This is a genomic window from Delftia sp. WSY_22, assembly GCF_043104185.1.
Lineage (GTDB): Bacteria > Pseudomonadota > Gammaproteobacteria > Burkholderiales > Burkholderiaceae_C > Comamonas > Comamonas tsuruhatensis.
On record NZ_JBICKN010000027.1, the window covers coordinates 72,470 to 90,612 of the forward strand.

The following is an 18,143-nucleotide window of genomic DNA, read 5'->3' on the forward strand; positions in this document are numbered from 1 at the left end:
TTAGGCGCCTTTGCCGACACTGCAGGCGGTTGCACCGATGGCCCCGCCGCGGTGCCTTTTCATCTGTTTCTTTCTGGCATCGAACACCATGCATTTTCTTCGCTTTTCCCGCTCCGCCCCGCCATTGCCCCGGGTCCTGGGCGCTGGCGCGCTCTCGCTGTCCGTGCTGCTGGCCGCCTGCGGCGGTGGCGGCGGCGGGGCTGACAAGCCCGCCCCCACGCCGGTCACTCCCAGCGCCAGCTATGCGTCGGGCACCATTGACGGCTTCGGCTCCATCCTGGTCAATGGGGTGCGGTATGACGAGCGCCAGGCCCGGATCACCGATGGCGATGGCGTCCTGCTGGCCAGCGATGCGCTCAAGCTGGGCATGGCGGTCCATGTCACCGCTGACCCCGTGACCACCGGCAGCGATGGTGTGGCGCGCGCCATGGCCCGCCAGATTCTTGTGCGCAGCGATCTGGAAGGTCCGTTGAGCGCGGTCGTGGGCGACCGGCTGACCGTACTGGGCCAGACCGTGGTCGTCGATGCGGCCACGGTGTTCGAGGACGGCCGCGCGGCGGCGCTGCAGGTCGGCCGTGTGCTGGAAGTCCACGGCCTGCGCGATGCGCAGGGCCGCATTCTTGCCAGCCGCATCGAGATCGAGGATGACGCCGACGAGCCCTGGCGCCTGCGCGCGCCTGTGGATGCCGTTGACATGTCGCGCCGCACCCTGCGCATCGGCGAGGCCGTCGTCAACTGGAGCGGCGTGCAGGTTGCCGCCGCGCTGGCTGCCGGCGACGTGGTCAGCCTGCGCCTGGCGCGCCAGCCCGATGCCGCCGGCCTGTGGGTGGCCACCGCACTGTCGGTGCAGCGTCCCACGCTGCCCGAACAGGCAGGCGTGGAGGCCGACGTCACCGGCCATATCACCCGCATGGACTCGCCGACCCGCTTCGTCGTGGACGGCCTGAGCGTGGATGCGGGCAGCGCCGCACGCCTGCCCGCAGGCCTTGCCGTGGGCGACCTGGTCGAGGTCGAAGGCATGTTCCAGGACGGGGTGCTTCGCGCCTCCGAGGTCGAGCGCAAGCTGCGGCTGGACAGTGACGATGGCTTCGAGATCGAGGGGCGCATCACCGCTGTCGACAGCCTGGCCGGCATCTTCGAGCTGCGCGGCGTGCGCGTGGACTATCGCAATGCGCGCTTCGAGGATGGCAGCGCTGCCCAAATTGCCGTGGGGCGCGTGGTCGAGGTCAAGGGCCGGCTCTCGGTCGATGGCGCGATGGTGGTGGCCACCGAGGTCGAGTTCGACTAAGGGTTCGCGTTCGCCGCAGGCCGCATCGCCTCGCTCTGCGCACGCGCGGCGGCGGGGCGCACCCACAGCAGGTAGGCGGCGCCCAGCAGCACGATCCACAGGCCGCCCACGACCAGGGCTGCACGGGTGTGGGGGAAGTAGCCGAGCACGCCCAGCACCAGCAGCATGAAGCCGATGGCGGCCAGCGGCGCGGCGGGCCACAGCGGGACCGGGAACTTCAGCGCGGCCACCTGCTGCGGGCTCATGCGGCGGCGCGCCGCGAACTGCGACAGCAGGATCATCAGCCAGACCCAGACCGTGGCGAAGGTGGCGATGGAGGCGATCAGCAGGAACACGTCCTCGGGGATCAGGTAGTTCAGCACCACGCCGGCCAGCAGCGCCACGGCCATCACCACCACCGTCATCCAGGGCACGCCATGGCGCGAGACGCGGCCGAAGCCGGCGGGGGCCTGGCCCTGGTGCGCCATGCCGTACAGCATGCGGCCGGCGCCGAAGATGTCGCTGTTGATGGCCGACACGGCCGCCGAGATCACCACGATGTTGAGGATGGTGGCGGCCGAGGAAATGCCCAGGCCGCTGAAGATCTGCACGAAGGGGCTGCCCTGGCTGCCGATCTGCGGCCAGGGGAAGATGCTCATCAGCACGAACAGCGTGAGCACGTAGAACAGCAGGATGCGCAGCGGCACGGCGTTGATGGCGCGCGGGATCACGCGCGCCGGGTCCTTGGCCTCGCCGGCCGAGATGCCGATGATCTCGATGCCGCCGAAGGCGAACACCACCACCACCAGCGAGGCGATCAGGCCCGAGACGCCATGGGGCATGAAGCCGCCGTGCACCCACAGGTTCTGCACGCCGGTGGGCGCCTGGCCGGCCGCCATGCCGAAGCCGAACACCATGATGCCCAGGCCGCCGCCGATCATGGCGATGATGGCCGCCACCTTGAGCAGGGACAGCCAGAACTCCATCTCGCCGAACACCTTGACCGAGCACAGGTTGAGCGCGCCGATGAAGCAGACGATGGACAGCACCCAGATCCAGCGCGGCACCTCGGGAAACCAGAACCCCATGTAGATGCCGAAGGCCGTCACGTCGGCCAGGCAGACGATGACCATCTCGAAGGTATAGGTCCAGCCCGTGACGAAGCCGGCGAACGGGCCCAGGTAGTCGCTGGCGTACTGGCCGAAGGACCCGGGCACGGGGTTGTGCACGGCCATCTCGCCCAGCGCGCGCATCACCATGTAGACCGCCGCGCCCGCCAGCAGGTAGGCGATCAGCACCGAGGGCCCCGCCTGCTGTATGGCCTTGGCCGAGCCGTAGAACAGCCCCGTGCCTATGGCCGAGCCCAGTGCCATGAAGCGGATATGGCGGGCCGACAGCCCTCGGTGCAGGCTGCCTGCAGATGGTGAACTCATGTGCTGTCTCCCCCCGTCATTGGTGAAATGGCCGCCGCATCCACGGGCTTCATCGGCCTGCGGATGGGTCTGTGCTCAGATGTATAATCCTGTATATACAATATGCGCAGACACCGATTTCCCGGACCGGGGATTACCCGGAGGCGGGAAGGAACGGGAATGGGGGAGCTGCCGAGAGAGACGACGGGAGTGCTGCCGCGGGCCCGGGCTCAGCCCAGGCCGCCCGTGTGCATGCGGCCTGCGTGGTACAGCAGCGGCGTGTGGCCGGCCTGGTGGCTGCACTGCTCGACCTCGCCGATGAAGATCACATGGTCGCCCTCTTCATGGCGATGGCGGTTGCGGCACTCGAAGACGGTGGTGGCTTCGGTCAGCAGCGGCACGCCCTGGGCCGAGCTGCGCCAGGCGGTGTTGGCGAAGCGGTCCACGCCCTTGCGCGCGAACAGCTCGGCCAGGGGCTTTTGCGAGGCCGACAGCACATGGATGGCGTAGTGCGAGCAATGCTGGAACACGGGCAGCGAGGCCGCCGACAGCGCCATGCTCCACAGCACCAGCGGCGGTGTGAGCGAGACCGAGTTGAACGAGCTCACGGTGACGCCCACCGGATGGCCCTGCGGGCTGCGCGCGGTGACGATGGTCACGCCCGTGGCGAACTGGCCCAGCGCGTCGCGGAACTCGCGCGACGAGAACGGGGCCTGAGGGGCCAGGTTGGCCATGGCGGCAGGAGGCAGGGCGGAATTCACGGGTGCAAGAACCAGGCGGCAGCAAGGCGGCAGCAGGGCTGCCGCGTTTGGGACGGGCGCCCGTAGCCGGGCAGCAACCGTGCATTATGGGTGCGGATGCCGGCAGATGCGGCCGATGGGGATTTGGCCAGGGAGGTCTTTGCCTTGCGTGCGCCGTGCCGGCTCACAGCGCCATGCGCATCTGGGCGGGCGCGGCGTTCTCCTGCAGCCAGCCTGACATGCGGGCGCGCGCGCAGCGCTGCAGCCGCATCAGCAGTGCATGCTCGGGCCAGGCCAGCGCATAGCGCCGGCACAGGTCCTGCTGCATGCGCGCCAGCAGGGCGGCGGCCATTTCGGCATCGGCCAGCGCCCGGTGGGCACGCTCGGCCACGGGCAGGCCCAGGTGGGCGGTGAGCCGGCTCAGGCTGTGGCTGGGCGCCTCCGGGTAGATGCGGCGCGACAGCAGCACGGTGCAGGCAAAGGGCTGGGGCGCGGCCTCGCCGGCCAGGGCCAGTTCGGACTGCCAGAACTTGCTGTCGAAGGCCGCGTTGTGCGCCACCATGGGCGCGCTGCCCACGAAGCGGGCGGCATCGCGCATCACGTCCTCGGCGGGCGGCGCGGCTGCGACCATGGCATTGGTGATGCCGGTCAGCCGCGTGATGAAGGGCGGTATCCAGGCGCCCGTGCGCATCAGGCTCTGGAAGCGGTCCACGACCTGGCCGCCCTCGATCAGCACGATGGCGACCTCGGTGGCACGCGCGCCCTGGGCGGGCGCCATGCCCGTGGTTTCAAAGTCGATGACGGCAATCGGCTGCGGCATGGGGCGATTGTGCCCGGCAGTGCCCGACCGGCGTGCCGGGGCGGCTATTCCTCGGCCTGGCTGCCGTCGGCCGCGCCCAGGCGCTGCACGACCTGGTCGAGCAGGGCGTAGAGCTGCTCGATCTCTTCATGGCCCACCAGGCGCTCGATCTCGGCATAGGTCTCGGAGGAATGTGGCGCGATCTCGGCCACGATGGCGTGGCCGGCCGCCGTGAGCTCGAACTCGGCGCCGCGCATGTCGCTGGCGTGGCGCGAGCGCTCCACCAGCTGCCGGCCTTCCAGCGTCTTGAGCAGGCGCGAGAGGCTGGGCATGCTGATGTAGGTGGCCTGCGACAGCTCCATGGGCCGCAGCCTGTGCGTGACCGCCGCCATGGCGCGCAGCACGCGCCACTGCTGTTCGGTCAGGCCATGGGCGCGCAGCATGGGCCGAAAGCGCACCATGACCGATTCGCGTGCGCGCAGCAGCGCCATGGGCAGGGAGCGCGAGAAGGCGCGCAGCGGCTCGGGGGCAAAAGAGGTCGTGGTCTGGGGCATGTTCGGCAGCATCTGTCGGCTGGATTCTATGCAGCCGCCGCTCCCTCCCCGGAGCGGCGTTGCGCGCGCCTTGTCAGGCCGGGGCCTCAATAGGTCTGGCTTTTCGGCGCGGGGGCCGCTGCCTGCTTGAAGCGCGCAGCCAGGGCGCTGGTGGCCTGCACCAGCACGCTGGTGTCCAGGCCCACGGCCGTGAAGGTGCAGCCCAGCTCCAGGTACTTGCGCGCCAGGGCCTCGTTGGGCGTGAGGATGCCGGGCGCCTTGCCGGCGCGGCGTATGCGCGCGATGGCGTCGGCAATCGCCTCCTGCACCTCGGGATGGCCGGGGTTGCCGATGTGGCCCATGGAGGCCGACAGGTCGGCCGGGCCGATGAAGACGCCGTCCACGCCCTCGGTGGCGGCAATGGCGTCCAGGTGGGCCAGCGCCTGGCGCGTCTCCACCTGCACCAGCACGCAGACCTGGGCGTTGGCTTCATGGGCGTAGTTGGCGCGCCGGCCCCAGGCCGAGGCGCGTGCGCCGCCCATGCCGCGGATGCCGCCCTGGCCGTCGGCCTGCGGATAGCGCGCGGCGCGCACGATGCGTGCGGCCTGCTCGGCCGTGTCCACCATGGGCACGAGCAGGGTCTGCACGCCGATGTCCAGGTACTGCTTGATCAGCATCTCGCCGACCTCGCCGTGTCCCATGGGCACGCGGGCAATGGCATGGCTGTCGGGATAGGCCGCGATGGCCTGCAGCTGCGCCAGCAGGGTGCGCGTGTCGTTGGGCGAATGCTCGCCGTCGATCAGGAGCCAGTCGAAGCCGGCGCCCGCGCAGATTTCCGCCGAATAGGCGTCGGCCAGGCCCAGCCACAGGCCGATCTGGGGTTGGTCGGCCGCAATGGCGGCCTTGAAGCGGTTCACAGGTGTCTGCATGGTGTGATTGTCCGGGCCTCAGTGGCCCATGCACAGGTACTTGGTGCTCAGGTATTCCTCTATGCCGGCGGCGCCGCCCTCGCGGCCCATGCCCGACTGCTTGACGCCGCCAAACGGCGCCACGGCCGTGCTGATGATGCCGCTGTTGATGCCCACCATGCCGTACTCCAGCGCCTCGCCCACGCGCCACACGCGGCCCACGTCGCGGGCGTAGAAGTAGGCGGCCAGGCCGTACTCGGTGTCGTTGGCCATGCGGATGGCCTCTTCCTCGGTCTTGAAGCGGAACACGGGCGCCACGGGGCCGAAGACCTCTTCCCTGGCGATGCGCATGCGGTCCGTGGCGTTGGCCAGGATGGTGGGCTCGTAGAAGGTGCCGCCCAGCGCGTGGCGCTTGCCGCCCAGCACGACCTCGGCGCCGTTCTTCACGGCATCGGCCACCAGTTCCTCGACCTTGTCCACGGCGGCCTGGTCGATCAGCGGGCCCTGGCCCACGCCGGCCTCCAGGCCGTTGCCCACCTTGAGGGCCTGCACGGCGACCTTGAGCCTGGCCATGAAGGCGTCGTACACGCCGTCCTGCACCAGCAGGCGGTTGGCGCACACGCAGGTCTGGCCGGTGTTGCGGTACTTGGAGGCCATGGCGCCTTCCACGGCGGCATCCAGGTCCGCGTCATCGAAGACGATGAAGGGCGCGTTGCCGCCCAGCTCCAGAGACATCTTCTTGAGCGTGGGCGCGCATTGCTCGGCCAGCACGCGGCCCACTTCGGTGGAGCCCGTGAAGGTCAGCTTGCGCACGGCCATGCTGGCCGTGAGCACGCCGCCGATGGCGCGCGAGGAGCCCGTGATCACGCTGAACACGCCCTCGGGAATGCCGGCGCGCTGGGCCAGCTCGGCCATGGCCAGGGCCGACAGCGGTGTCTGCTGCGCGGGCTTGACGATGATGGTGCAGCCCGCCGCCAGGGCGGGCGCGACCTTGCGCGTGATCATGGCGGCCGGGAAGTTCCAGGGCGTGATCGCGGCGCAGACCCCCACGGGCTCCTTGGTCACGATGATGCGCTTGTCGGCCCAGGGCGCCGGCACGGTGGAGCCGTAGATGCGGCGCGCTTCCTCGGCAAACCACTGCACGTAGGAGGCCGCATAGGCGATCTCGCCGCGCGACTCGGCCAGGGGCTTGCCCTGCTCGCTGGTCATGATCAGCGCCAGGTCCTCCTGGTTCTCCATCATCAGCTCGAACCAGCGCTGCAGCAGGCGCGCGCGGGCCTCGGCGGTCTGCTGCTTCCAGAGGGTGAAGGCGCGCTCGGCGGCGGCGATGGCGCGCTGCGTCTCGGCCTCGCCCATGCGGGGCACATGGCCGACGGCTTCGCCCGTAGCGGGGTTGTGGACGTCGATGCGGCTGCCATCGTCGGCGGCCAGCCATTGGCCGTCGATCAGGCAGAGGTTCTTGAGCAGGCTGGGGTCGCGCAGTGCAAGCGGCATGGGAAATCTCCAATAAGGGCGGGGCAGGCGTCGGGACGACGGCGCCTAGACAAAACGGAATTGCAGGCGGCCCAGCGGGCCGTAGTCGGCATCGAACAGGTCGCCGGCCCTGGCCGCCACGGGGCGCGTGAACGAGCCGGCCAGCACGGTCTGGCCGGCCTCCAGGGCCTCGCCCCAGGGCGAGAGCTTGTTGGCCAGCCAGGCCACGCCGATGGCGGGATGGCCCTGCACGCCGGCAGCCAGGCCGGTCTCCTCGACCACGCCGTTGCAGCGCAGTATGGCGCCGCACCAGGGCAGGTCTATCACCTGGGGGTCAGCGCGGCCGGCGCCGGTGACGATGCCTGCATTGGCTGCGTTGTCGCTGATGGTGTCGTAGACCTTGCGCATGGCCTTGGTGTGGCGGTCGAACTGCTCGATGCGCGCGTCGATGATCTCGATGGCCGGCGTCACATGGTCGGTGGCGTCCAGCACGTCCTGCAGCGTGATCTCCTTGCCGCCGGGCAGGCCGGGGCCGCGCAGCGGCGCCTTGAGCACGAAGGCCAGCTCCACCTCCACGCGCGGCGCGATGAAGTGGGCGGCCGGGATGTCCAGCACCTGGCCCGGCGTGCAGCGGTAGAGCATGCTGTCGAGCAGGGTGCCGTAGTCGGGCTCGTCGATCTGGCTCGATATCTGCATGGCGCGCGAGGTCAGGCCGATCTTGTGGCCGATCACCTTGCGCCCCGCCGCGATCTGCAGGTGCACCCATTCGCGCGAGACGCGGTAGCCATCCTCCACGGTCATGCCGGGAAAGCGCTTGGAGAAATGCTCGACCTGCACGCGCGTCTTCTCGCTGCGGTCCAGCTCCTGGGCCAGTTGGGTCAACAGTTCTTGGGAAAACATTTCAAGGCCTGGAAAAGAGAGGGTGGAGGGTGCTGTGCTTGCCGTCGTAGACCTGGCCCGGGCTTTCATCGACCTGCACGGTCAGGCCCAGGTGGCGCTGCGCGAACAGCGGCTGCAGATGGCGGCGCGCGCAGGCCAGCAGGGCGTCGCCCGCTTGCTGCTGCACGGCGGCCGTGCGGCCCCGGCCCATGCGCAGGTTGATGTAGATGAAGCCGTAGTCGCCATCGCCGCCCGCTGCGCGGCCCGCAGCCCCGCCATCGGCCACGGCGCTGTGCGGCGCGGGGTAGGCCAGCACGCGCGTGCCGCCCGTGGGAAAGACCTGGGCGCCGTCTTCGGCGCGCACGGTGAGCATGGTGTCGGCCAGGGCGCGGCACAGCTGCGTCATGTCGGTGTGCGCGTCCAGGCTGGCCGTGTAGAGGATGACCACGTGCGGCATTCAGGCCACCTCCATGGTGGCGGCCGTGCAGCTCACGGCGAAGATGGGAATGGGCTGGCAGTACAGCACCTGGCCCGCGCCGCGCGCGGCGGCGGCCACGGCGATGAAGCTGCGGATCTCGAAGCCGCCCTGGCCGCCGTCGCGGTAGGTCTCGGCGTCGGTGTACGACAGCAGCGCGTCCCGGTCGTTGCGGCACCAGCGGTCCATGAACTGCTGGTCCCATTCCCAGTTGACCTTGCCCGAGTCGGGCGTGGCCGGCCAGTGCGAGATGCCGCCCGTGCCCACGATGGCGATGCGCTCGGGCGCCTTGTCGCAGGCGCGGCGCAGGGCCTCGCCAAAGGCCCAGGCGCGGTGCAGCGGCGTCAGCGGCGGGCCCTGGCAGTTGATGTTGACGGGGATGATGTCCTTGTCATAGGCCGGCGTCAGAAAGTGCAGCGGCACCATGATGCCGTGGTCGAACTTCCACTCCTCGGCAAAGGCCACGTCCACGGTCTGCATGACCTCGGTGATCAGGCGCCGCGACAGCTCGGCATTGCCGGGAATGCGGTGGCGCTCTATGCCCAGCCAGGCCGGGTCCTCGATGGGCCCTTCGTAGTGGTCCGCCATGCCGATGGCATAGGCCGGCATGTTGTTCATGAAGAAGTTGGCGAAGTGCTCGGCCGCGATGACGATCAGCGCATCGGGCCGCGCCGCCTCCAGCCGTGCGCCCATGTCGCGGAAGGCGGCATGGAAGGCATCCTTGGTGGCCGGATCGGCCAGGTGTGCGCGGCCCGTGATGCCGGGCGCATGGCTGCAAACGCCTGCAAATACCAGACTCATCTCAAACTCCTGCGATCTTTTCGTTGGTGGCTGTCGTCATCGCGTAGACGCCCGCGCGCACCGGTCCGTGCTTTTGCACGCCATCGCGCATGGCTTGCAGGTAGTCGGCCCAGGGCATGCCCAGCAGCGGCGCGAAGTGCATCAGCAGCTGGCCGTTGCAGCCCAGCACGTAGAGCTTGCCGATGTCGCCATGGAACATGGCTTCGTACTCCTCGGGCTCCAGCGCGTACTCGGCCAGCAGCGCGGCGCGGTCCTCGGCGAAGCGCCGCTGCACCTCGGGCTCGCGGTTGAGCTGGAACAGGAATTTCTGCATGGTGTACAGGCTCATGGCGGCTCCCGGTGTCGGCCTCAGCCCAGCGTGATGTTGGCGCGGCGGATGATGGCTTCGTACTTGGCGATTTCGCTGGTGACGAAGGCTGCGAACTGCTGCGCCGTGCCGGCCTGCGAGACGATGCCGCCGCGCGCGAAGGCGTCCACCACGGCGGGCTCGGCCAGGGCCTTGACCACGGCGGCATTGATGCGCTGCACCAGCGCATCGGGCGTGGCGCCCGGTGCCAGCAGACCCTGCCAGGAGTTGGATTCCAGCGCCACGCCCTGCTCGGCCAGCGTGGGCACCTGGGGAGCGAACTGCGAGCGCTGGCGCGTGGCCATGCCCAGTGCCACCAGCTTGCCGCTTTGCACATGGCCACGGAACTCGGGCCAGTTGCCGAACATCACGTCCACCTGGCCGCCCAGCAGGTCGGCCAGCGCCGGGCCCTGGCCCTTGTAGGGGATGTGGACCATCTCGATGCCCATCTCCTGGCACAGCAGCGCGCCCGACAGATGGGCCGAGGTGCCGTTGCCGAACGAGGCATAGCTGAGCTCGCCGGGCCTGGCCTTGGCGCGGCTGCGCAGGTCGGCCAGCGTCTTCAGGCCGCTGCCCGGGTGGGTGGCCAGCACATGCTCGGACAGGCCCATCAGCGCCACGGGCTTGAGGTCGCGCGTGGTGTCGTAGGGCAGGTTCTTCACCAGCGTCTTGTTGGCCGTGAAGCTGTTGGCCACGCACACCAGGGTGTAGCCGTCGGCCGGCTGCTTGGACACATAGTCCACGCCGATCACCGTGCCCGCGCCGGGCTTGTTCTCCACGATCACAGGCTGGCCCAGGGACTTGCCCAGCTCGGTGCCCACCAGGCGCGCCACCAGGTCGGTGGTGCCGCCCGGCGTGAAGGGCACGATGATGCGCAGCGGCTTTGCGGGCCAGGTGCCGGCCGGGCTACCGGGCTGGGCCTGGGAAAGGCCCGGGAGCATCAGCGCTGCGGCCGTGGTGGCTGCGGTGGATTGCAGGAAATGGCGGCGTTGCATGTCTTGTCTCCTCGGTTCTCTTTGTCGTTGTCGCTGGTCGCCCGTTCAGACGCCCCAGTGCGGAATATGGTGCGAGCCCAGCGAGACGGCCACGTTCTTGGGCTCGCAGAAGACCTCGTAGCTCCAGCTGCCGCCCTCGCGGCCCGTGCCCGAGGCCTTGGTGCCGCCGAAGGGCTGGCGCAGGTCGCGCACGTTCTGGCTGTTGACGAAGCACATGCCGGCCTCGATGGCGGCGGCCACGCGGTGGGCGCGGCCCACGCTCTCGGTCCAGACGTAGCTGGACAGGCCGTACTGGATATCGTTGGCCAGGCGCACGGCTTCGGCCTCGTCGCTGAAGGGGATGATGCAGGCCACGGGGCCGAAGATCTCGTCCTGGGCGATCTGCATGCGGTTGTCCACGTCGGCAAACACCGTGGGCAGCACGTAGTTGCCCTTGCGCACGCGCTCGGGCAGCACGGGCGCATCCAGGCCGCCGCACAGCATGCTGGCGCCTTCCTTCTGGCCCAGTTCGATGTAGTGGCGCACCTTGGCCAGGTGGCTGGCGCTGATCATGGGGCCGACGATGGTGGATTCGTCCAGCGGGTCGCCCACGGTGATCTTCCTGGCGCGCTCCACGAAGCGGTCCACGAACTTCGCGTAGATGCCCTTTTGCACCAGGATGCGGCTGCCGGCCGTGCAGCGCTCGCCGTTGTTGGAGAAGATCATGAACACGGCCGCATCCAGCGCGCGCTCGAAGTCGGCGTCGTCAAAGATCACGAAGGGGCTCTTGCCGCCCAGCTCCATGCTGAACTTCTTGAGGCCGGCGGCCTGCACGATGCGGTTGCCGGTCTGGGTCGAGCCCGTGAACGAGACGGCGCGCACATCGCGGTGGCGCACCAGGGGCTCGCCCGCGTCCTTGCCGTAGCCGTGCACCAGGTTGAGCACGCCGGGCGGAATGCCGGCCTCCAGCGCCAGCTCGCCCAGGCGCGCGGCCGTCATGGGCGACAGCTCGCTCATCTTGAGCACGGCCGTGTTGCCGAAGGCCAGGCAGGGCGCCACCTTCCAGGTGGCCGTCATGAAGGGCACGTTCCAGGGCGAGATCAGCGCGCACACGCCCACGGGGTGGAACAGGGTGTAGTTCAGGTGCGTGGGCGTGGGATAGGTGTGGCCGTCCACGCGCGTGCACATCTCGGCAAAGTAGTAGAAGTTGTCGGCCGCGCGCGGCACCAGTTGCTTGCCGGTCTGGGCGATGACCTGGCCGCAGTCGTTGGTCTCGGTCTGCGCGATCTCGGGCACATGGCGGGCGATCAGGTCGCCCAGCTTGCGCACGAGCTTGGCGCGTTCGGTGGCGGGCGTGTTGGCCCATTTCGGGAAGGCGTTCTTCGCGGCGGCGACGGCGGCCTGCACCTCGGCCTCGCCGCCTGCGGCAACCTCGGCCAGCACCTCCTGGGTGGCGGGGTTGACGGTCTCGAAATAGTCCTTGCCGGCGACGGCCTTGCCGTCGATCAGGTGGTCAATGCGCATGGGAGTTCCTTGGCGTATGCGGTGGGTTCAGGAGGCGGCCGGCGCGTCGCCGACGATGGTGTTGACCAGGCGGCCCAGGCCTTCGATCTCGGTGACGATCTCGTCGCCCACGCGGGAGTCGGCCACGCCGTCGGGCGTGCCGGTGAGGATGAGATCGCCGGGGTTCAGCGTCATGAAGCCCGACAGGTGGGCGATCAGCGAGGGGATGTCATGCACCATGTCGCGCGTGCTGCCGTCCTGCTCGAGCTCGCCGTTGACCCAGCTGCGCAGGCGCAGGTTCATGGGGTCGGGCACATCGGCCGCATCGACGAACCACGGGCCCACGGGCGTGGCGCCGTCGCGGTTCTTCACGCGCAGGTTGGGCCGGTAGAAGTTCTCCAGGTAGTCGCGTATGGCGTAGTCGTTGGCCGTGCAGTAGCCGGCGACCACGCCGTAGGCGTCCTCGCGGCGCACGTTGCGGCAGGTCTTGCCTATGACCACGCCCAGCTCGCACTCGAAGTGCATGTAGGCCACGTCGGCGGGCCGGTACGTGTGGCCGCGGTGGCCGTTCAGCGTGTTCGGGCCCTTGAGGAAGACCAGCGGCTCCTCGGGCGCCTTGTTGAAGGCGATTTCCTTGGCATGGTCCGCATAGTTCAGGCCCAGCGCGAAGACGGTGCCGAACTGCAGCGGCGGCAGCCACTGCACGGCGGTCTCCGCCACCAGGCGGCCATCGGGCAGCTGCACCTGTCCGTGCGGGCCTTCGGTGACCTGCAGGGTCTGTCCTTCGAGGATGACGCGTCCGTGCTTCATGCTGCTGCTCCCTGTTCTGCCGCCACCGAATGCGTGAGCCGGCCCAGGCCGGGCACCTCGATGACCACGCGGTCCCCGGGCCGCGCCAGCGGCGCGCCTTCGCCCGGGCCCAGCAGCAGCACGTCGCCGGGCGACAGCGTCATGAATTCGGTCACGTCGGCCAGCAGCCTTGCGGGCGGGCGCACCAGGTCGGCAAAGCCGCGCTGCCAGACCTGTTCACCATTGATGGACACCGTGAGTTCTGCCGCTTGCGCATCGAAGCCTGCGCCGCGCACCAGCGTGCCCAGCGGGCAGAAACCGTCGCGGCAGCGCTGGCGGATGGCGGGGCGGTAGTAGTTCTCGTGCGGCAGCGTGAGGTCGCTGGCGATCAGCCAGCCGGCCACATGGTCCAGGGCCGTTGCTTCGCTGACGCGCGTGGCGCTGCGGCCGATCACCAGGCCGATGCTGGCATCGACGCGGACCTCGCCGGGATCGGCCGGCACGGCCACCGCAGCGCCATCGCGTGCCCAGGTGTTGCGCGGCTTGAGATAGAGCACGGGAGCGCGCGGAGCGGCCTTGTAGGGCGCGCTGTCGAACTGCGGCGACAGGCGCTGCACGGTGGCCTGCTGGTTGAGCAGCGTGCCGTAGACCGTGCCCAGCGCAAGGCCGTCATCCAGGAGAAAGGGCTGAATCTGCATGGTGTGGATTTAGTTAACGTGGTAATTATTGTTTTTGCAACAAGCCCCGTCAACACGGTGGATTCAGGGTTTTCCCAGGCCGCAGCAAAAAGCCCCTGCGCGGCGAACCGTGCAGGGGCTTGAAGGGGCACCGGGCGCTGCCGGTGTTGGCGGAGGGCTGGCCGGTGCTGGCGTCAGCCGCGGCGGCGGCGCAGTGCGGCCAAGCCGCCCAGGGCCAGCGCCAGCAGCGCCTGGGCCAGCGCGGACAGGCCGGGGACGGGGGTGGCCGTGGCGCCGGGCGGCAGGGCCGCAGGCGCGGCCACCGCCACGGGGTCCACGATGACGCCGTTGGCGGCCAGGTCGCTGTCTCCCGTCTGCCCGTCGGTGATGTCGAAGCTCACCGAGCGGCGGTCGGGTGCGAAGCGGTAGGCCGATGCGGCCAGCTCATACCAGTGCGCCGTGGGCGTGGCGGCCGTGGGGCCGTACTTCCAGAGCGTGGCCTGGGCGGGTGCGGCTTCAGGCAGGTCCATGCGGATGGTGGCCATGGAGCCCGGCGTGCCGCCCATGAGCACGAAGCTCAGGCTGCCGTAGGGCATGCGCAGGCCGCCCGGCAGCGGGCTTTGCGAGGGCGCAGGCTGAAAGCCTGCCGAGTTCGAGGCGAACTGCCACTGGTCTGCACCCACGTTGCCGGTGCCGTTGCTCACGCCCGCCGTGTTGCTGCCCGTGCCGATCTGCGTGCCGATGGGAACGGGCTTGCTCAGGGCCAGCACAGCCGGCGCGCTGGCCGTGCCCGAGGCCGGCAGGTTGACCGCATGCGCGCGGTAGCTCACGGCGGGGTCCAGGCCGGTGAAGGACAGCGTGGCGGCCGTGTTGGCCGCGGTGCTGACCGTGTTGCTGGCAGGGGCCGGCAGGCCGGCGGCATCCAGGCCGGCCATGACCTGTTCCCAGCTGGGGACGGGGGCGTTGGCGGGCAGGGCCACGGCGCGCAGGCTGCCGCCCACACTGGGCGTGGCCTGGACCACGGCCGATGTCTGGTCCACAGCCTGGGCGGACAGGGCCACGGTGGACAGCGCCGGCACCGCCAGGCTGTCCAGGCGCGCCTTTTTCCAGGCGGCATGGGGCAGGTCCTTGGCCACGGTGCCATCGCCGTAGAAATCGGCATCGCCGCAGTCGCTGAGGATGTCCACGCTGCCGCCCGCGTCCAGGCTGGCGGGCATGGCGCCTATGCCTTCGGCCGAGCAGGCGGTGTGGGGCGCGGTGATGGCGGCCAGGTCGGCAGCGCGCGGACGCAGGTTCAGGGCCAGGCCTGCGCTGTTCACGCGGCCATCCCAGGAATAGAGCTGGAAGTTGCGCGGCGCGGTGCCCGTGGCGCTGGCCGAGGGACCGGCAATGATCAGGTACTCGCCGGCTGCGTTCTTGCGGATTTCGCGGATGCCGCGGCCGCCCAGGTCCAGGCGAATCGGCGGGCCCATGGACGCGCTGCCCTTGCTGCCGCCATCGGCCGCAGGCAGGGCCGCGAAGTTGGTCACGGGCACGATCAGCGCATGCGTGCGGCCCGTGGCGTCGTCGGCCGTGACGGCGGGCGCGCCCGGCGCCGGCACCAGCGGCGCGCGAAAGCCCAGCCATGCGGCGCCGTCGTCGGGGCTGGTGGACATGCCTTCGATGGAAAAACCGCTCATCGTCTCGGCCTCGGGCGCCTTGGTGGCGCCGCCGTCCGAGCTGGCCACCAGGCCCAGATAGTTGGCGGCAAGGCCGTCATGCGCGGCCGCGTCCCAGCTGCGCAGGTCCTCGCGCAGCCAGCGGTAGTAGCCACTGGCGGTCAGCGCCGTGGAGGCGCCGGAGCCGGTCACATCCATCGCCGCCAGGCGCCAGCGGTCGGTGCGCGACTTGCCGCTCTTGTTGTTGGAGTGCGAGCCCGCCACGTACACGCGGCTGCCCAGGGCAAAGCTGGCCTCGATGTCCATTTCCTCGTCGCTCTTGCAGCTGTCCAGGCCCGTGAGGCCGGGGGCGGTGCAGGCGGCGGCATCGGCCAGGCCCAGGGCGGTCCTGTCCAGCATCAGCGGCTTGACGGGCAGCCCGCCGGCCGGGCCATAGGCCGAGAAGGAGTTGCCGGCCGGCAGCGCATTGCCCGAGGCATCCTGGGCAGGCGCCTCGTCGTCGCCCACCAGCATGGTGGCGGCATCGATGACGATGGCCGTCGATGCGTCCGAGCGCCCGGCCAGCCAGCGCGGGCTGGTGTTGGCTGCGGTGTTGGCCGAGGCCGCGTACTTGATGGTGCGGCTGACGGAGGCGCCGCCCGCGTTGATCAGCGTGACGGTGATGTCGGCATAGCCCACGCCCGTGGGCGTGATCCTGAGCACGGCGCTGCCGGCCTGGTTGGACGCGGCCAGGCCGGCGTCGGCCACCACGGCCTGGTTGCTCGAACGCGCAGTGACCTGTACGCCGCCAGCGCCCCCCGCATCCTGCACCGTGAAGCCGATGCCTGCCGAGGCCAGCGGGTCGTTGGCGTCGCCGACCACGCCGGAAAACGCGGTCAGTTCGGGCAGCGAGGCCGTCGGCGGGGCCGAGGCCATGAAAGGCACGCTCACTGCAGCCGTGCTCCCGCCGAGGCCGTTGACGGCGCGCACGCGCAGCGTATAGCTGCCGGGCTGCAGGCCTTCCAGCGCCTGGCTGTTGCCCAGGGCCACGGCCGTGGAGGCTACCGATGCAAAGCTGTCCTGCGACAGCTCCACCACGTAGTAGGCGGCGCCCGGCACGGCGTCCCAGGCGGCCGTCACGCGGTTGCCGGCCGGGGTGGCCGCCAGGTTGGAGGGGGCGGCGGGCACGGTCGCCGGCACGGTCTCCAGCGGAGCCCAGGCCACGCCATAGAACACGCCGTCCTGCGGCGCGGCGATGGACTCGGCCGTGCCCGACAGCGTGCCGGCGTAGCCGCCGTGATCGAAGGCGCGGTACAGGCGGCCCGTGGTGTCGGTGGCCATCAGCATCACATTGCCGCCGCCGGTATCGAAGGCGGCCAGGCCGTGGACCTTGGACAGGCCGGCAATGGAGCCTGCGGGCTGCCAGCTGGTGCCGTCCATCGAGAGGCGGAATTTCCGGATGGCGCCGGTATCGTTGTCCGCCACGTAGACGGTGTTCGCCAGGGCGGGGCCGCCATCGAGTTGCAGGAAGGCGATGCCGCGGTAGGTGGAGGGCGTCAGGCCCGCCAGGGGCAGGGCCGTCTGGATGCCCGTGGTCGGCAAATTCGTGCCGATCTGGTTGAGCGAGCCGCCGTTGATGGCGGCGATCAACTGGCCGCCGGCGACCGCCAGGCCCTGGACATTGCTGCTGTTCAGTTGGGAGATGCCCGTGCCGTCGGCAGCCACGTGCCAGATGCCATTGTTGGCCGTGGCCGTACCCTTGCCGCTGGCCCAGACGGCGCCGCAGTCGCTGCTGGCTGCACCGCGGATGGTGTCCTTGCTGAAGGCCGTGGTGCCGAGCGCGCGCAGGCTTTTCACGTCGGAGTCGAACCCCACCACGGCCACGGCGCGCGGGGCCGCCGCTGCCGTGACGCCGTTGGGCTCGGTGCCGCCGGTGGCCACGGCATAGCCGGGAACCACCAGGCACAGGCCATTGTCCGAGCGGTTGAGCAGGCCTTCCGAGCCCTTGCTGCTGGCCGTCAGCGGCGTCGCTCCGCCTGACAGCGGCAGCGATTGCACCAGGGTGCCGTCCACGCGGTACTCATCCAGGAACACGGGCAGCGCGCCTGTGCCCGTGCCCACGCGGTAGGCCACCAGGTTGCCCGGGGTGAAGGGCGCGGACCATGCAGCGCCACAAAGGGCCAGGCAGGCCGTTGCAATCGCCTTGTGCCGCCAATCCAAAGTACTCGCGCGCATGCTCACCATCCCCCTGTGTGACAAATCGCGCGACTGTAAGAGGCGGCTGTGACAGCCCGGTGACGGCAGGCCCGCAGGATGGTGGGAAGGCACCATGCAAAAAAAGACGGCTCCCTCAAGGGAGCCGTCCTTGCCTCATTGCGCCGTGATGCCCGCGCTTTGCTTTTTCTGGTTATGGGCGCTGCGTGTGCACGGGGCAGCGTATCGCGCGGTCGATCAGCGGATCAGCAGCACAGGCACTTGGCTGCCGGCCAGCACCTGGGTGCTGACCGAGCCCATGACCAGGCGGCCCAGCGTGCCGTGGCCATGCGTGCCCATGACCAGCAGGTCGAACTTGCCTTCTTCGGCCGCCTTGATGATGGAGTCGGCAATCGGGCCGACCTTGCTCAGGCGGGCTGCCTGCACGCCGTGCTCGGCCAGGTAGCTGCACACGGGGTCCAGCACCTTGGTCGACTCCTCGGCGTAGTACTCGTCCACCACGTCCTTGCCCAGGGCGGCGCGCGCGCGGGCCGGCAGCTGGGGCTGGACGGTGATGGCGCTGTAGCTGTGGGCCGAACCCAGGATCTCCGGGTGCGAGGTCAGGTAGGCCAGCATCTTCTGGGTGTAGGGGCTGCCATCGACAGCGAGCAGGATGTTCATGAAGGTCCTCCTTGGATATGGCCCGAGACTAAGCCCAAGCCAGGGTGGAGTGCTTG

16 protein-coding genes and 1 pseudogene are annotated in these 18,143 nt (G+C 69.8%); 1 reads left to right on the forward strand and 16 read right to left on the reverse strand.

From position 1 onward, the window contains the following. Positions 1 to 88 precede the first annotated feature (88 nt). Positions 89 to 1,288, forward strand: coding sequence for a DUF5666 domain-containing protein (locus ACF8NF_RS14540; RefSeq protein ID WP_026062458.1), 1,200 nt, complete (start codon positions 89 to 91; stop codon positions 1,286 to 1,288). Here the strand turns inward: ACF8NF_RS14540 and ACF8NF_RS14545 are convergent. From ACF8NF_RS14545 to ACF8NF_RS14620, 16 genes and pseudogenes are all read right to left on the reverse strand, one after another. Beyond that, the gene (locus ACF8NF_RS14545; RefSeq protein ID WP_392450766.1) at positions 1,285 to 2,700 is read right to left on the reverse strand and encodes an amino acid permease; all 1,416 of its coding nucleotides are present in this window, start codon (positions 2,698 to 2,700) and stop codon (positions 1,285 to 1,287) included. The genes ACF8NF_RS14540 and ACF8NF_RS14545 overlap by 4 nt on opposite strands. Positions 2,701 to 2,909: 209 nt before the next feature. After that, complete coding sequence (locus ACF8NF_RS14550; protein ID WP_016452255.1) at positions 2,910 to 3,413, reverse strand: flavin reductase family protein; 504 nt, start codon at positions 3,411 to 3,413, stop codon at positions 2,910 to 2,912. A gap of 190 nt (positions 3,414 to 3,603) precedes the next feature. Beyond that, entirely contained in the window at positions 3,604 to 4,239 is a 636-nt protein-coding gene (locus ACF8NF_RS14555; protein WP_074921177.1) for a PolC-type DNA polymerase III, read from the reverse strand. Positions 4,240 to 4,283: 44 nt separating this feature from the next. After that, positions 4,284 to 4,772 (reverse strand): homoprotocatechuate degradation operon regulator HpaR, encoded by a 489-nt coding sequence (gene hpaR / locus ACF8NF_RS14560; RefSeq protein ID WP_016447335.1) that lies wholly within the window; start codon positions 4,770 to 4,772, stop codon positions 4,284 to 4,286. An 86-nt stretch (positions 4,773 to 4,858) separates the two neighbouring features. Beyond that, positions 4,859 to 5,680, reverse strand: a complete 822-nt coding sequence (locus tag ACF8NF_RS14565; protein ID WP_012202038.1) for an aldolase/citrate lyase family protein — start codon at positions 5,678 to 5,680, stop codon at positions 4,859 to 4,861. 18 nt (positions 5,681 to 5,698) lie between these two features. Then, a complete protein-coding gene (locus ACF8NF_RS14570; RefSeq protein WP_180318469.1) occupies positions 5,699 to 7,153 on the reverse strand; it encodes an NAD-dependent succinate-semialdehyde dehydrogenase in 1,455 nt (484 codons plus the stop codon). A gap of 45 nt (positions 7,154 to 7,198) precedes the next feature. Beyond that, entirely contained in the window at positions 7,199 to 8,032 is an 834-nt protein-coding gene (hpaH, locus tag ACF8NF_RS14575) for a 2-oxo-hept-4-ene-1,7-dioate hydratase (RefSeq protein WP_392450767.1), read from the reverse strand. Position 8,033: 1 nt separating this feature from the next. Next, on the reverse strand, positions 8,034 to 8,468 hold the full coding sequence (locus ACF8NF_RS14580; protein ID WP_016447338.1) for a 5-carboxymethyl-2-hydroxymuconate Delta-isomerase: 435 nt from the start codon (positions 8,466 to 8,468) through the stop codon (positions 8,034 to 8,036). Next, positions 8,469 to 9,287, reverse strand: a complete 819-nt coding sequence (locus ACF8NF_RS14585) for a 2,3-dihydroxyphenylpropionate 1,2-dioxygenase (RefSeq protein ID WP_016452251.1) — start codon at positions 9,285 to 9,287, stop codon at positions 8,469 to 8,471. It lies immediately after the preceding gene. 1 nt (position 9,288) lies between these two features. Beyond that, positions 9,289 to 9,615, reverse strand: a complete 327-nt coding sequence (locus ACF8NF_RS14590; protein ID WP_012202043.1) for an aromatic ring-opening dioxygenase subunit LigA — start codon at positions 9,613 to 9,615, stop codon at positions 9,289 to 9,291. 20 nt (positions 9,616 to 9,635) lie between these two features. Beyond that, positions 9,636 to 10,631, reverse strand: a pseudogene (locus ACF8NF_RS14595) (tripartite tricarboxylate transporter substrate binding protein); the annotation flags it as partial. Between the two features lie 42 nt (positions 10,632 to 10,673). Further along, the gene (hpaE, locus tag ACF8NF_RS14600; RefSeq protein WP_017405675.1) at positions 10,674 to 12,131 is read right to left on the reverse strand and encodes a 5-carboxymethyl-2-hydroxymuconate semialdehyde dehydrogenase; all 1,458 of its coding nucleotides are present in this window, start codon (positions 12,129 to 12,131) and stop codon (positions 10,674 to 10,676) included. Positions 12,132 to 12,158: 27 nt separating this feature from the next. Continuing rightward, complete coding sequence (locus ACF8NF_RS14605; RefSeq protein ID WP_392450768.1) at positions 12,159 to 12,920, reverse strand: fumarylacetoacetate hydrolase family protein; 762 nt, start codon at positions 12,918 to 12,920, stop codon at positions 12,159 to 12,161. Then, positions 12,917 to 13,597: a fumarylacetoacetate hydrolase family protein gene (locus tag ACF8NF_RS14610; protein WP_016447343.1), complete on the reverse strand. Its 681-nt coding sequence runs from the start codon at positions 13,595 to 13,597 to the stop codon at positions 12,917 to 12,919. The genes ACF8NF_RS14605 and ACF8NF_RS14610 overlap by 4 nt, the downstream gene beginning before the upstream one ends. 173 nt (positions 13,598 to 13,770) lie before the next feature. After that, entirely contained in the window at positions 13,771 to 17,448 is a 3,678-nt protein-coding gene (locus ACF8NF_RS14615; RefSeq protein WP_392450769.1) for an IPTL-CTERM sorting domain-containing protein, read from the reverse strand. Positions 17,449 to 17,664: 216 nt separating this feature from the next. Continuing rightward, positions 17,665 to 18,087, reverse strand: a complete 423-nt coding sequence (locus ACF8NF_RS14620) for a universal stress protein (protein ID WP_016447345.1) — start codon at positions 18,085 to 18,087, stop codon at positions 17,665 to 17,667. Positions 18,088 to 18,143 lie beyond the last annotated feature (56 nt).

Coding starts and splice junctions, on each gene's coding strand:
- ACF8NF_RS14610 (WP_016447343.1), bottom strand. CDS start 13,597: ATGCAGATTCAGCCCTTTCTCCTGGATGACGGCCTTGCGCTGGGCACG.
- ACF8NF_RS14620 (WP_016447345.1), bottom strand. CDS start 18,087: ATGAACATCCTGCTCGCTGTCGATGGCAGCCCCTACACCCAGAAGATG.
- hpaE (WP_017405675.1), bottom strand. CDS start 12,131: ATGCGCATTGACCACCTGATCGACGGCAAGGCCGTCGCCGGCAAGGAC.
- ACF8NF_RS14605 (WP_392450768.1), bottom strand. CDS start 12,920: ATGAAGCACGGACGCGTCATCCTCGAAGGACAGACCCTGCAGGTCACC.
- ACF8NF_RS14585 (WP_016452251.1), bottom strand. CDS start 9,287: ATGAGTCTGGTATTTGCAGGCGTTTGCAGCCATGCGCCCGGCATCACG.
- hpaH (WP_392450767.1), bottom strand. CDS start 8,032: ATGTTTTCCCAAGAACTGTTGACCCAACTGGCCCAGGAGCTGGACCGC.
- ACF8NF_RS14545 (WP_392450766.1), bottom strand. CDS start 2,700: ATGAGTTCACCATCTGCAGGCAGCCTGCACCGAGGGCTGTCGGCCCGC.
- ACF8NF_RS14590 (WP_012202043.1), bottom strand. CDS start 9,615: ATGAGCCTGTACACCATGCAGAAATTCCTGTTCCAGCTCAACCGCGAG.
- ACF8NF_RS14550 (WP_016452255.1), bottom strand. CDS start 3,413: ATGGCCAACCTGGCCCCTCAGGCCCCGTTCTCGTCGCGCGAGTTCCGC.
- hpaR (WP_016447335.1), bottom strand. CDS start 4,772: ATGCCCCAGACCACGACCTCTTTTGCCCCCGAGCCGCTGCGCGCCTTC.
- ACF8NF_RS14555 (WP_074921177.1), bottom strand. CDS start 4,239: ATGCCGCAGCCGATTGCCGTCATCGACTTTGAAACCACGGGCATGGCG.
- ACF8NF_RS14570 (WP_180318469.1), bottom strand. CDS start 7,153: ATGCCGCTTGCACTGCGCGACCCCAGCCTGCTCAAGAACCTCTGCCTG.
- ACF8NF_RS14540 (WP_026062458.1), top strand. CDS start 89: ATGCATTTTCTTCGCTTTTCCCGCTCCGCCCCGCCATTGCCCCGGGTC.
- ACF8NF_RS14580 (WP_016447338.1), bottom strand. CDS start 8,468: ATGCCGCACGTGGTCATCCTCTACACGGCCAGCCTGGACGCGCACACC.
- ACF8NF_RS14615 (WP_392450769.1), bottom strand. CDS start 17,448: ATGCGCGCGAGTACTTTGGATTGGCGGCACAAGGCGATTGCAACGGCC.
- ACF8NF_RS14565 (WP_012202038.1), bottom strand. CDS start 5,680: ATGCAGACACCTGTGAACCGCTTCAAGGCCGCCATTGCGGCCGACCAA.